Below are 13,695 nucleotides of genomic sequence, written 5' to 3'. Positions count from 1 at the left end.
CCTTATGCTGCTTTCGCGGCGTTTTTACGAGATTCGTAAAGCGTTGAGAAGTAGACGTCTTCGAGATTTGCCGGTGCGGCTTCAAACCCTTCCGGTGCGTCATCAGCCATGATATGAACAACATGTTTTCCAGCTATAAGGCGCGATGAAATGAGGCTGTACTGCTGTTCAATTTCTTTTAGTTCTTCAAGACTGACTTGCTTACACCAAATGCGTCCTTTTAGCTGGTAGGTCAGCTCTATAGGATTGCCTTCGAGAAGGATCTGACCCTGCCCGAGAACGGCCATGTTCGGGCACAACTCCGAGACATCATCAACTATGTGTGTGGAAAGAATAATCACTTTTTCTTCACCAAGACTCACCAGTAAATTATGGAATCGGTTACGCTCTTCTGGGTCCAGCCCAGCGGTCCAGCCCAGCGGTAGGTTCATCTACAATAATTAAATCTGGATCGCCTAGTAATGCCTGAGCTATTCCAAACCGCTGTCGCATTCCTCCTGAATAGCCGCTTACTGCTTTATCCCGGTGCTGCCATAAGTTGGTATGTACCAATAGGCCTTGTACTGCTTCTTTACGTTCGGCTTTGTTACTTAGCCCCTTTAAAATGGCCAGGTGGTCCAATAGTTTTTCTGCGCTTATTCTAGGGTAAACACCAAAATCTTGTGGCAGGTAACCAAGACGCTGACGCAATTCATTGGGACTCGCAATTACGTCGGTACCGTCAAAGGTGATACTGCCGGAATCTGGTGCCTGCAAGGTTGCAATAGTGCGCATTAGTGATGATTTGCCAGCGCCATTTGGCCCTAAAAGACCGAACATTCCTTTAGGAATACTTAAATTAATACCGTCGAGGGCACGCACGCCGTTAGAGTAGGTTTTTGTAAGTTGGTTAATGGAAAGCATGAGGATCAATCCCTTGATTAAATTGTGTACACTTACACTACAGTACTCCTACTTAATAGCTACTGGCAACTTGTAACAATTTATTGAATGACAAAAATTTTCTGCGTTAATTTGCCAAGCGGCGCATTAAAAGACAGTAGGTCTTATCATTTCTTCACCCAATCACCGTTTTCATTCTTCTCATACTTTTGCTTTACTGCCGACCAAGCTACTTTAAAGGCAACCTCTTCTCGTGAGTCATCACCATCTCTATCGTCCGGGTCTTTATATTGTTCATAGGCATTGTTATATGCCTCTTTGAAAATTTCTTCGGCATGAGAGGGTAGGTTATCTTGAACCTGTTCAGGTAAGTCGCTTTTTTTATCGTAGGGCATAACGTTCTCCATTCAGTGATTACGGTAGCGTTAAAAGCCACAGTGCTTATCAGTATCGCCGTGCGTACTATTCAATTTTTACAGCTCTGTGATAAAAAGGATTACAAATGATGTGGCGGCTAGGGCGGGTACCTCAAATAAAAACGCCTAATCGCAGTAAAACGATTAGGCGCTTTTGAGCATGACTTTATGGTAGTGAGGGTTAGGTTAGCGAGGACATCGCCTCTTTACCGCTAGATTCCTCATAGGTTTCGTAGTCGGTATAACCTTCCTCGTCGCCACCATACCATGTGGATGGGTCATCAAATGGTGTAAGCGGATAGTCGTTCTTAAAGCGCGTTGGAAGGTCGGGGTTAGTGATCCATGGTCTGCCAAACGCAATCATGTCACCATCGCCATCACTAATTCGCTTTTCAGCTTCTTCTTTTGTGTAACCACAGTTACCGATAATTAGACCGTCGAACAAGGCTCTGAACTCTGCTAGGGTCATTGGCTCGCCGCGTTCGTGAAAACCAAACGCCAATCCGTCCATAACATGTAGGTAGCCTACTTTCAGTTTATTCAGCTGCTGAGCAACATAGGTGAACGTTTCTCTGTAATCGTCTGCGCCCATGTCGTTAAATACACCGTTTGGCGAGAGACGAACGCCCACATCCTGTGCTGGCCAAACGCTAAGCACGGCATCCATTACCTCAGAGAGAAAGCGGTAACGGTTTTCTAAGCTACCGCCATACGCATCATCACGCTGATTGCTGCGGCTATCTAAAAATTGATTTATGAGATAACCATTAGCCGCATGAACTTCGATACCGTCGAAGCCAGCCGCTTTTGCATTTATCGCCGCTTTTTTGAAGTCTTCTACCGTGCGCTGAATATCATCGGCCGTCATAGCGCGAGGTACTTCGTAAGGCTTTTTACCTTTGGGCGTATGGATTTCGTCGCCTTCAATTTTTATGGCCGAGGCTGAAAACGGCAGTTCACCGTTGTGGAAGTCGCTGTGCGAAGCGCGGCCAGTATGCCAAAGCTGTAATACTATTTTACCGCCAGCGTTGTGTACGCGGTTTATTATTGAGCGCCAGCCTTCTACCATTTCGTCGGTATAGATACCCGGCGCATTAACCCAGCCCACGCCCTCAGGGGATATTGATGTAGCCTCGGAAATAATGAGCCCTGCGTCGGCACGCTGAACGTATTGATCGCCCATAATTTTGTTAGGAATGTTTTCATTTCCTGCGCGGCCTCGGGTCATAGGCGCCAGTACCATTCTATTTTGCAATGTCTTTCCAGCCCATTCAATGGGTTGGAATAATGCTGAATCTGTCATTAAGTATCCTTTATGGTTTCTACTTTAGTCGTAGTGAATACTTAGGTGGGTGTAACTTGGATTGATTCAATAGGTGATATTAGTGCGAAACTTTATAATAAAGATGTTTTGAGTCTGTAAAAGCTAGGGCGTGTTACTCTTTTTTATAAAGCGCCCCTAGAACCGCGGCTCTGCTGGCTCCAGTAACCTGAGGCACATTTCCTTTAATATTATTTAAATTCGCAAAAGCTAGCCATGCAAACGCGGCTCCTTCAACATGTTGCGGGTGTATACCTAACGTGTGCGAAGTCAAAACCTTATAATTTGGTAAGGCTATGGTGAGGTGGTCCATGAGTTCGCGGTTAAAAGCTCCACCGCCACAGGCTATAACTTCAATGCCCTCAGCTACAGCATTACCGTTTTTGCTCAAAGTCTCTTTAATCGCGTGCTGAATACCGTCAGATATTGTGTGCGCAGTTAATGCTAAAAGAGTTGCCTGTATATCACATGGCTGAAGCCCGTTTTCTTTACTATTTTCATTTTCTGAACTGGCGTCCTCTTTGCCCGGGTGGGCCGCAAATGAAGAGGAAAGGTAATTGCTCAACCAATCTATATTAAAATACTCACGCCCTGTGCTTTTAGGAAATGGCAGCGCGAAGTACTTATCCTTAAGCATGTGAGTGAGCAGCTCTTCATTTACAGTGCCTGTGGACGCCCACTCACCGTTGCTGTCGTATGTTTTGTTGAGATGCAGTCGAATCCAGTTGTCCATCAAGGTATTACCTGGACCGGTGTCAAAACCCATAGGTGAATGCTGAAGTTTACTCGGCGAGAGAACCGTAATGTTTGCAATACCGCCAATATTTACCAAAACTCGATATTTTGATGGGTGTGAAAAAACCGCATTGTGATAAGCGGGAACAAGAGGAGCGCCTTGCCCACCCAGTGCAATGTCTTTTTTCCTGAAGTCGGCGACTACGTCAATATCCGTTAATACTGCTAACGTATTTGCATCGCCAATTTGACACGTGAAACCGCGTATATTGTCTTTGCCAAAGCTTACCGAAAGCACGTCGCAATTAGGATGGTGTCTGACTGTTTGCCCATGAGATCCAATGGCTGTTATATCAAAAGGAGATAGGTTCTCTTGCTTTAGCAGCGAGTTAACAGCGTCGGCAAACACCTCTGCCACAAGCCTATCGGCCACGGCTAGCGTATTAAGTTCGTTTGCGCCTTCTACGCACAATGCGTTAAGCGCAACAAGAAGTTCCTTGGGGTAGGGTAGAGAGTAAGCAGCTAGCGTATTGCAAGAATCTCTGGTTATATCGCAAAGGACGGCATCTACGCCGTCCATGCTTGTTCCAGACATCAAACCGATGTACTTGGCCATTTACCGGGCCTTTAGTTTTGCTGTTTGTTTAGTCAAGGTGTTATCGCATAGCAAGCATAATACGCTTGTTGTTATCCAGCTGCTCTTGTCTTACTGATGCAATTTCCATAAACCTTGCACGTTCTTCTTTTGCAATAGGTAATGCCTTTGGTAATTGAACCGTTCTGGGGTTACGGTGCACGCCATCCACTAAAAATTCGTAGTGAACGTGAGGGCCAGAAGCAAGCCCAGTGCTGCCGAGATAACCAATGGTTTGCCCTTGTTTTACCGTATCACCCACTTTTACTGCGCGCTTTCTAAAGTGCAGGTATTTAGTGGTGTATTTCTCACCGTGCTTTATAAATACGTGGTGACCATTGTATTTGTCATAAGACGACTTCACTACTTTACCATCACCAGCAGCCATGACGGGTGTGCCTACTTTGGCAACATAGTCCGTACCTCTGTGGGCTTTCCAACGCTTTTGTACCGGGTGGAATCGGGCTTTAGTAAAGTTGGAGCTTACGTATCTAAAGTTAACCGGTGCGCGCAAGAAGCTTTTACGCATGCTGCGGCCGTCGGGTGTGTAGTAACGGCCGTCTTCATGCAATATGGCGCTGAACTGTTCGCCTTGGTTAGTAAATTCGGCGGCTACAATATCGCCATAACCAACAAACTCGCCGTCAATATATTGTTCTTCAAACACCACGTTGAAGGTGTCTCCAGCGCGTATTTCCATTGCGAAATCAATATCCCAGCCAAAAATACCCGCAAGGTTCATTATTTGATTGCTACTCATGCCTGCATCGCGGGCTGCGTTCCAGAAGCTTGATTTAATTTCACCTTGCGCAAAATTGTAGCGAATATCTACATTGCGCTTTTCCAGCTCTGCGGTCAGTTTTTTTGCATTGCTTTCGCTTTTATCTTGGCGCACCAATAGAGTTTCTGTGGGCGAAAGCGCGTATTTGAGTTCACTAAAACGGCCTTCATTATCTGCTTTAAATGAAAGCTCATCTCCGGGAAGCAGAGTTACGAGGGTTTTAGTTAACTCGCCAGCGTTAGTGACATTGTAAACATCCCGTGATGTGAACCCGGCTCGTTTGAAAATTTTAGCTAGGGTGTCGCCGCTTCGCACCTTATAGGTATGCCAAGACGACTCGTCTTCGCCCACAAAAACATCAGAGGAAGGCGTTAGATCAATAGCAATAGGATAGCGAACACCCGCATCAAGTGCCATTGCTTCGGTGTGACGACTCGCTTCCACCGGCTCTGACGGTAAAAGGATTAGCGCGCCTAAAAACATGCTGGCAATGGCCAAGCCTGTCCGGTGCTGCTTTGGTAACTTTTTAATTAAATTGACTGCTTTAGAAGCGTCTAATGTCTTTCTCATACTACTGACCACCAGAGAAACCTTGTCTGCAGGGTACCATTTTTCACATTATTTATCTCGATAATACTATTTCACATAGGTTGCATACAAATGCAACTTTTCTCGTCACAAATTAGCATAAAATATAAGCATGTATGGTGATGTTCACCTGTGTTGCTAATTTACTTTGACGCTTTTGACCTGCCATTTTTAGCCACTGTAATGCCCTTATCGGTAATATGACGTTTGGTATTCCGATTTTTGACGACTAAACCTTTTAATGGTTCCCTTGTATGCGTAAAATGCCGCTCATTAATAAATGACTGTTATCAAAGAGTGTGATTAACAAATGACTGACTGGCAAACGGCTCTCGCTGAGATTAAACGGGGCGTTGATGAAATTCTCCCTGAAGAGGATTTGATTGAAAAATTAAAATCTGGAAAAACCCTAACAATTAAAGCTGGGTTCGATCCTACTGCGCCTGATCTTCATCTTGGTCACACTGTGCTAATTAACAAGTTGCGCACTTTCCAACAGCTTGGGCATAAAGTCGTTTTTCTCATTGGCGACTTTACCGGCCTTATTGGCGATCCAACGGGCAAGAACGTTACCCGCAAGCCGTTGAGCAAAGAGCAAGTACTAGAAAACGCTAAAACATATCAAGAGCAAGTCTTCAAAATTTTAGACAAAGAGAAAACAGAAATTCGTTTTAACTCTGAATGGATGGACGGACTTGGTGCGGCGGGCATGATCAAACTTGCAGCAAGCCAAACCGTTGCCCGTATGCTAGAGCGTGATGACTTTAAAAAGCGTTACAACAACGGCCAGCCTATCGCTATTCACGAGTTCTTGTATCCGCTGGTGCAAGGTTGGGACTCTGTGGCTCTTGAATCAGATGTTGAGTTAGGCGGTACCGATCAGCGCTTTAACCTACTTATGGGGCGTGAGCTTCAAAAAGAGCAGGGGCAAAAGCAGCAGTCGATTGTGATGGTTCCGCTACTTGAAGGCCTAGACGGCGTTCAGAAAATGTCAAAGTCGTTGAACAATTACATTGGTATTACAGACACGCCTAATGAGATGTTCGGTAAGGTAATGTCTATTTCTGATGATTTGATGTGGCGCTACTATGACCTAGTTAGCTTCCGTCCTCTTGAGGAAATTGCCGAGCTTAAAGCTCGCGTTGAAAGCGGAGAGAACCCTCGCGATATTAAAATCATGCTGGCAAAAGAAATCATTGCTCGTTTCCACGACGATGCAGCAGCAGAAGGCGCACACCAAGACTTTATCCAACGCTTCCAGAAAAATGCTATCCCTGATGACATGCCAGAGCTTGAAATCGTATTAAGCGACGAAGGCATCGCTATTGGCAATTTGTTAAAAGAAGCGAAGCTTGTTGGTTCAACGTCAGATGCCATGCGCATGATTAAGCAAGGCGCAGTTAAAATAAACGGCGACAAAGTAGAAGACACCCGTTTAGTGATTACCGAAAAAGGTGAAAACGTGTATCAGGTAGGTAAACGCAAGTTCGCTCGTATCACGCTAGCTTAATGCTTCACTAAAATTCTATTTGAAAGCCCGCAAATTTGAGCGGGCTTTTTTTTTGACAAAAGTGCGTTTAAAACGAAAGGAGCATCTCTGCGCCTTCACACTCACAATACCCAGAACAAACTGGGCAGTCGTAGCCTTCGTGGATAGAAGCGTGCTGCCATTTATTCGCGTGCTTTCTCACAAGCACTCCACCATTTTTCGAAAAATACTTAAATGCACTATTTCCAGGACTTGCTAGCCAAATATGTGCAAGCCCAGCAACGGCGCCTTGTGCTTTAGCACTCTCTATGGATTTTGCTAATAGCGCGCTGCCAATACCTAAAGCTTGCTTTAAGGGGCTAACCGTATTGCACTTAAAGTAGCATACCTTTTCTTTATCCACGTTCCACAAGTGTGGAGAACACCATTCATCTTGTGTCCATTGGGTATGAGCAAAGGTAAGTCTAAAACCTACAACTGTATTGTTTTGCAGGGCAAGCCAGCTCGCATTAATATTGTTATGAAAGCTGCGGTTGTAATAATTAGCCAGTAACTCAGGCGTTAAATAATTATCACCGTGAACCGAATTACCCAGCTCAATTACACCTTCAAAATGTTCTGGACTCAGTTGAATAAAAGTAATGGTGTCTGTGGCTGTTTCAGCAGAACCTGTTGTACTCAAAGCAGCTTCATCGCGCTTCGTTATATTCGAACCCATTTTTTAACTATCGTCCTTCATTCCATCTAGGTGGACATCAAGCGCTTCAACAGAAATCAGTATTTCTCTTACAGACATCCACAAAGAATAAAGCAACGACACTAAGCTAGCTGCAAAGATCCAATTACCTACTTTTTGATAGGTGAGATAGATGGCAAGCATTGATACTACGCAAAGAAAGAAGCTGCCAACGCCGGCAATTTGCATACGCTTTATCAGTTGAATTCGTTGCCGTAAATTGGTTATTTGGGCTACCGTATTATCGTTACGTTCCTCTTTTGAGAAATTCCGAATAATGGTTGCCAAAGTAAGAAACCTGTTCGTATATGCTAAAAGCAGTAACGAAATAGCAGGGAATAGCATAGCGGGAGTAGCAATATCTATCTTCATGGGATTCACGAAAAAAATGTCATGAAAAAAGTGTATCACATAGACGAGAAGGGAACACAGCGTTGCTTTCGTTCATAAAGAGAGTGAATTCTTCAATAACAGGAACATGTTAGAACGTTTTAACCAGTGGTTACATCTGTTCTAAAGCGAGACCCGCTTCGTTCCACCCTAGAATGTCGCCCTCAAGATGCATAACATCAGTAAAGTCGTGCTCTTGTAATACCTTCATAGCAAGCTTGGCTCGTCTACCCGAACGGCAGTAAATGATGATAGGTTTGTTTTTGTGTTGTTCAAGTTCGCTTAAGTAACTGTTTATATTCTCGTGGGGCATGTTAATAGCACCAGGTATGTGACCGTCGGCATATTCCTCAGGAGACCTAACATCGATAAGCAGCCAGTCATTACTTGCTACTCGTTCAAGCAAGTATGGAGAGGCCTCAACTTCTTTTTGAGTAGTTGCTTTAGCTGTAAACTTTAGAGATAGAAATAGCGCAATACCTACAGCAACTAAAAAACCAGTAACGACCAATCGCATGTTGACCTTTTCCTTCGCGGCTATGCTATTAATAAGACAATGCACTTATTAAGATACTACAAACCCAAGCATTTGTTTTAGATGTTTAGTACTTTTATCAATTAAGAATTGATACCAATGCAAAGTTGTTTTAGTTCATCGGCAAGTCGCAGCGAGAAGCGACTTGTTATATCTGGGTCAACGGTGATTAACTCGGCTTTCAAGAATTCGCGATGTGGTGCCCAAAAAGAGGATAACGTTTGTGGGCTCTCTTTACTTGCTGCAACTAACGCCTCGGGCTGACGCTTCAATACCTCGGTCACCGACACCTGCGGGTAATCAACAGGGCTGTCATAAAATGCAGTTTTCGCGCCGCATATATTGAGTAATTTGTTAGGCCATGCATTCGGACCCACTGTCATTAGAGGGGCAGCCCAAGAATAGTAAAATACTGGTTTAAATGGTTTACTCGAAAAGCTGTTTCGAAGTGTAGCTATTTGCTGAGCAAATGCAGATGCTAGTGCTTTTGCTTGAGGTGCAGTATTCGTCATTGCACCTAGTCGAATTAATTCGGAGGGAATGTCATCAACGTCGGTTATTGCACTATAAAACACCTTCAGTCCTAATGACGATAGCTTCTGTATGTCTTGAGGCTTATTTCCTCCTTTCCAGGCCAAAACAAGATCTGGCTGTAATGAGAGAATCGCTGTCATATCAACGCCTTGATAATCAGCCACCCGTGGCAGCGCCTTTGCAGCTTCAGGATAATCACTGTAATCGCTAACCGCCACAAGGTTTGTGCCTAACCCCAAGCTGTATACCCATTCGGTGAGGTGAGGAGCTAAGCTGACAATACGAATTTCAATACGAGTATCAGTTTCAGGGCTCCCACTTATATCCGAGTCACTTAAATCTCGCTCACTTGCCATATGAGCCCATGCTTGTGCAACAGCGCACATACTGAGTAAAAAAAGCGCTAAAACACGTTGCTTATTAACGAGAGGTATTGTTAAACAGCGAGCTGTACGAATGAGAAAAGTCCTTCTGCTAAGCATTTATTATCATAATAACAAGAGTTGCAAGGGCTGTGACGACGATCATTGCATTTGTCACCGTTCTCTTCACATACACCATGCTTGAAAAGGTAACATCTCTATTTCCCCCTACTCGCGGGTAGCGTATCTTTTGGTTGGCATAAATAGCAGGCCCGCCTAGCTTTATATTATGAATGCCACCAAGTGCCGCTAACAGCAAGGAGGTTTTGTCCTTTGATGAGCAGCGCTTCATAGCCTTAACACCCATCATAGGTTTGCTACTTATTAAGGTCGCTAACGCGCCAATTATTGCTGGGGGGACTACTAAAATAGAAACAATACGCCTCACTGGTAATGCAAATAACGCCATTTTTGGGTCGCGGTAATGCCATTGCCAGGATGTTAAAAGCAGCAGTCGATAAATTAACGCACCCATAGCCCCAAAAGCGACATAATAAAAAATTACACCGCAAAATAGATACAAAAACTTAAGCCACAGCGACTCGATAGATGCCTTTGCCATGCCCATATCGGTTAACGTATCACACTGCCTTGCGGTGATGCTGGACACCATTTCACGGGCTAAGGACTTTTTGTTTTTCCCTACGGTAAAGAGCACTCTTTTATACTGCTGGCGTTGATAGCCGTAGTCGAGTAACACCACCATAATTATGGCTTCAAAAAACACAGGGTATTGAGCGATTGATACCAATATGCCAAGACAGACAACAAGAGGGCTGAGCACTACAACAGCCGCCAAAGCACCCGAAATATAATGCTGGCTTGCCGCAAACTTTTGAGAAGGAAGTACTTTGCGCCCCATTTGATTGACCAAATAGCGCATAAGCGTAAGCGGGTGGGTTTGTTGAGGCCATCGCCAAGATGCATCTACGGCGATGGCCAACCAAAGTATTAATAGCGGCTTAAAGTCAATTCCGCTAACTAAAAAGTCCATTATTAAATCAAGCCTTAGCTAGGGAAAAGTTTAGGCAGCATATCAGGCTATATGATCAAGTGACATGCTCAAGCGACATGACCAGGCAGCATGACCATTAAACATGATTAAGCAATAAAGCAAGGCAAAAGCGAGCTAAGCAAAGTCTTTGATCATAGCCATTACAAGCTCTGCAGAATGTTTAGCGGCGGTGTCCAAATACTCTTTAAAGCTAACCGAGGAGGTTTTACCAGCAATATCGGATAAAGAGCGAATAACAAGGAAGGGCGTGTTCAGCATATAGCAAACTTGCCCAATGGCTGCGCCCTCCATTTCAACCGCTTTCATTTCGGGGAAGTCCTCTCTTAGCTTTGCTACGGCTTCGTCGCTACCGATAAAAGCGTCGCCAGTGCAAATGAGTCCGCTTGTCGACTGTATTTCAGAAATGTGTGCTGTCGCTTTTTTGGCGGTGTCGATAAGGGCGTCATCACAGCGAAAATCTTCAGGCATACCTGCGCATTGGCCTAATTTGTACCCAAAGTGCGTAAGGTTGGCATCGTGATGAATAACGTGGGTAGCTACAACGACATCGCCAATGTTAAGGTTCTTATCAAAGCCACCAGCAGAGCCAGTGTTCACTACTGCATCGGGGGCGTACTGCTCAATAAGAACAGTTGTTGCTATGGCGGCTGCAACTTTACCAATGCCGCATTTTACCAAAATAACTTCGATACCACTTAGTGTGCCTTCGTAAAACGTTAAATGCTTCCACTTAGTTTCTTTCAAATCGTCAAGCGACGCTTTTAGTAGCGCAACTTCTTCATCCATTGCACCTAAAATACCAATTCGTTTCATAGTTTTACCGACATGTGAACGTGTTAATGAGTGCTATTGCACGGCTTCATTAAAGATTATAGCAGTGCTAAAACTAGCAACTGTATAGATATATATTCGTAATTGTATAAGTAATGAGAGAAAACTGATAGAAAAATGCCTTTGTTGTAGTGGCTAATCGTTAGATAGCGATACAACAAAGGCAGGGGGAAGAGGAGGTAATCTAATTAAGCTGCGGCAGGGCGGCTAGATCTTATTGGTCGAGTAGGGCGTTTTGTTGGCTCTGGGTTAAGTGTAGGCTGTTGCGCCATTTTTTGCTGAAGACGGCGATAGGGTACAAGTTTATTTTCAAGACACTCGCGAATATCTTCCACGCTGTAACCAGATTTCACTTTAATGCGCACATGAGGCACGCCTGCAGCGTCTAGTGCGCCGGTAACAAACCAGTCTTTTTGTGTTTTATAACCGTCTTTGCCTTGGTTATGTACTAAATCAATGGCTAAAACCGGGCTCATGGTGTCTTTCTCAACAAGCACAAAATCTAGCTGACGACTTGATGCTCGAGATACCGCTTGCGTGGCAGTTTTCTTTTTTGTCGATTGACGAACTGTCACCATGTCGTTGAGGCGAACTCGGCACATAACTCTGAATTCACGGCCAACGGCTTGTTCAATTAACGTTAAAAATGAGCATTCCACTTGGGTAAAAAGCTGCGGCTTACGACGAAATGGAAATGCCATTCCTCCGTCAGACAATTTTATGGCGCCTAGAGCAACGACAATAAGTAACATCATTAAAATAATTGCCAATTCCATCTTTATCCTCACATGTTTCAATCAATATCAGCGTCAAAAAGGTGACGCTTAATCAAGCTAGACCTTTGGTACTCGTGACTTTGCAATGCAGATGCCAATAATGATTACTAAGTGTGAAAGTCTGTGATGAGGGGGGAATGAGAGGTGATAGTGAAATAAGAGGTTATGAAAAATAAATAGAGGGGTAACTAAGAGTCGCTATCGCAATGCTTTTTCAAGTACCGCAGCTACATCTAGCAGCGCGTCTTCGTTACCTGGAACAGCTGCAAGCATAATACCGGGCAGTAAGCCGGTTTTTTTGTCAGCAAATCCGCGAGCAGGTACGGTAATGCTAGATAAGTCGAGTATGTTAACCAGTGTGTGAGCAGTAATCTGTTTGTTCAGGCCTGGTTTCATTAATGTCGCTTTATTCATCGCGCCGTGTTCAGGGGCAAGCATGCCCAGCGTGGGTAAGCACAGTATTCCGTCAGGCCCCATTAACTGTCGGTAGTGCTTTCGCGCCTGTTCATAGGTTTCTATAACACTAGCTAACTCAGCCTGTCCTCGAGGCCGGTATAGACAATGAATAAGCGAAAGCCATAGGAAAAAGCCAGGCTGTACGGTAGGGCGCCCTGTTATTTGACGCAGCGCTTCGCTTATGGTCGAAAAGGGCTTACCTTCGCTAGATAGCCACTTTTTCCATGTGGAAATCATTTCACCAGTAACCAGTTTTGGAACATTCATAAACAGCGTTTTAATATCGTTAAAAACCGGTTCATGCTTGCTCATACCGGCTACTTGCAACTCTTTTAGTGCAGCTTCATAGGCCGAGTTAATACACTGGTCTTTCGCCTCAAATGGGTAATTGCGCGGAGCAATTAGTTGTAATCCACTTATGCTTGCTGGCGGTTGTGGAGGCGTGTCGGCTATTACGGAATACGCAAGGCGAGCATCGCGCACACTTCTGGTGAGTGGGCCTATTCCATTGAATGTTTCAAAATAAGGCCCTGATTGAGGATATACCGAAGTTTTGTTTATTGCTCCAGAGTGCGGTCTAAAGCCAACTAAACCGCAAAACGCAGCAGGGATGCGTATAGAGCCTAAAATGTCAGTACCAAAGCCCATAGGTGATACGCCACTGGCGACAAGTGCACCTTCGCCACCGGTAGAGCCTCCAGGAACAAGACGTTGATCTTTTGGATGATTGGTGCGGCCAAAGCGCAAATTATCCGTTTCGGCCGTCATCACAAATTCAGGAACATTGCTTCGCGCAATAACAATGGCTCCTGCCGCCTTTAGTCGCTCAACGACTGGAGCATCCTTTGAACATTGAATAGGCTGCATGCGCCGGCTACCAATAGTAATCTGCTCACCTGCCAGGGCATACGTTTCTTTGAGGGTTATTGGTAAGCCTGATAACGGCCCGGCAATGGGGTTTTCAGCGGCGGCTAATGCCTGTTCGGCAAACACTTGAGTTGCCGCGTTTAATATTGGATTTACAAAACGCAGCCTTTCCAGACTTGCTTTCACAAGTTGCTTGCTGGTGCACTCACCCGTGCGCATTTGTTCAAGCATTGCGGTGGCATCGGGCTGGTTGTGGAGAGTTAAGTCTGTCATTTTACAACGCTCTC

At 44.7% G+C, this 13,695-nt stretch carries 13 protein-coding genes and 1 pseudogene; 1 reads left to right on the top strand and 13 read right to left on the bottom strand.

The window, feature by feature from the left end:
- Window positions 1-2: 2 nt before the first annotated feature.
- From GTW09_RS13750 to GTW09_RS13730, 5 genes and pseudogenes are all read right to left on the bottom strand, one after another.
- Window positions 3-903: pseudogene (locus tag GTW09_RS13750) on the bottom strand (ABC transporter ATP-binding protein).
- A 146-nt stretch (window positions 904-1,049) separates the two neighbouring features.
- Window positions 1,050-1,277, bottom strand: coding sequence for a ChaB family protein (locus GTW09_RS13745; protein WP_163112354.1), 228 nt, complete (start codon window positions 1,275-1,277; stop codon window positions 1,050-1,052).
- 202 nt (window positions 1,278-1,479) lie between these two features.
- Window positions 1,480-2,601: an alkene reductase gene (locus GTW09_RS13740; RefSeq protein ID WP_163112353.1), complete on the bottom strand. Its 1,122-nt coding sequence runs from the start codon at window positions 2,599-2,601 to the stop codon at window positions 1,480-1,482.
- A gap of 133 nt (window positions 2,602-2,734) precedes the next feature.
- Window positions 2,735-3,970, bottom strand: coding sequence for an anhydro-N-acetylmuramic acid kinase (locus tag GTW09_RS13735; RefSeq protein ID WP_163112352.1), 1,236 nt, complete (start codon window positions 3,968-3,970; stop codon window positions 2,735-2,737).
- 40 nt (window positions 3,971-4,010) lie between these two features.
- Window positions 4,011-5,339 (bottom strand): peptidoglycan DD-metalloendopeptidase family protein, encoded by a 1,329-nt coding sequence (locus GTW09_RS13730; RefSeq protein WP_163112351.1) that lies wholly within the window; start codon window positions 5,337-5,339, stop codon window positions 4,011-4,013.
- A gap of 328 nt (window positions 5,340-5,667) precedes the next feature.
- On the opposite strand from GTW09_RS13730, the gene tyrS reads away from it, so the two are divergent.
- Complete coding sequence (tyrS, locus tag GTW09_RS13725; RefSeq protein ID WP_163112350.1) at window positions 5,668-6,867, top strand: tyrosine--tRNA ligase; 1,200 nt, start codon at window positions 5,668-5,670, stop codon at window positions 6,865-6,867.
- Between the two features lie 67 nt (window positions 6,868-6,934).
- On the opposite strand, the gene GTW09_RS13720 is transcribed toward tyrS, so the two are convergent.
- The 8 genes from GTW09_RS13720 to GTW09_RS13685 form a co-directional block, all read right to left on the bottom strand.
- The gene (locus GTW09_RS13720) at window positions 6,935-7,564 is read right to left on the bottom strand and encodes a GNAT family N-acetyltransferase (RefSeq protein ID WP_163112349.1); all 630 of its coding nucleotides are present in this window, start codon (window positions 7,562-7,564) and stop codon (window positions 6,935-6,937) included.
- Between the two features lie 3 nt (window positions 7,565-7,567).
- Window positions 7,568-7,954, bottom strand: coding sequence for a DUF2721 domain-containing protein (locus GTW09_RS13715; protein ID WP_071981339.1), 387 nt, complete (start codon window positions 7,952-7,954; stop codon window positions 7,568-7,570).
- A gap of 130 nt (window positions 7,955-8,084) precedes the next feature.
- Entirely contained in the window at window positions 8,085-8,489 is a 405-nt protein-coding gene (locus GTW09_RS13710; protein WP_163112348.1) for a rhodanese-like domain-containing protein, read from the bottom strand.
- Window positions 8,490-8,590: 101 nt separating this feature from the next.
- On the bottom strand, window positions 8,591-9,397 hold the full coding sequence (locus tag GTW09_RS13705; protein WP_239059400.1) for a cobalamin-binding protein: 807 nt from the start codon (window positions 9,395-9,397) through the stop codon (window positions 8,591-8,593).
- A 118-nt stretch (window positions 9,398-9,515) separates the two neighbouring features.
- Window positions 9,516-10,457 (bottom strand): cobalamin biosynthesis protein CobD/CbiB, encoded by a 942-nt coding sequence (locus GTW09_RS13700; RefSeq protein WP_163112347.1) that lies wholly within the window; start codon window positions 10,455-10,457, stop codon window positions 9,516-9,518.
- Between the two features lie 135 nt (window positions 10,458-10,592).
- On the bottom strand, window positions 10,593-11,291 hold the full coding sequence (locus GTW09_RS13695; protein WP_100972840.1) for a 5'-methylthioadenosine/adenosylhomocysteine nucleosidase: 699 nt from the start codon (window positions 11,289-11,291) through the stop codon (window positions 10,593-10,595).
- 206 nt (window positions 11,292-11,497) lie between these two features.
- On the bottom strand, window positions 11,498-12,085 hold the full coding sequence (locus tag GTW09_RS13690; RefSeq protein ID WP_071980469.1) for a DUF2726 domain-containing protein: 588 nt from the start codon (window positions 12,083-12,085) through the stop codon (window positions 11,498-11,500).
- Between the two features lie 198 nt (window positions 12,086-12,283).
- Window positions 12,284-13,681 carry an amidase gene (locus GTW09_RS13685; RefSeq protein ID WP_163112346.1) on the bottom strand — a complete coding sequence of 466 codons (1,398 nt, stop codon included), beginning with the start codon at window positions 13,679-13,681 and terminating at the stop codon, window positions 12,284-12,286.
- Window positions 13,682-13,695: the final 14 nt, after the last annotated feature.

Source organism: Alteromonas hispanica (assembly GCF_010500915.1).
Taxonomy (GTDB): Bacteria; Pseudomonadota; Gammaproteobacteria; order Enterobacterales; family Alteromonadaceae; genus Alteromonas; species Alteromonas hispanica.
The sequence above is the reverse complement of the archived record's forward strand: the minus strand, read 5'-3'. Positions and strand labels throughout refer to the sequence as shown.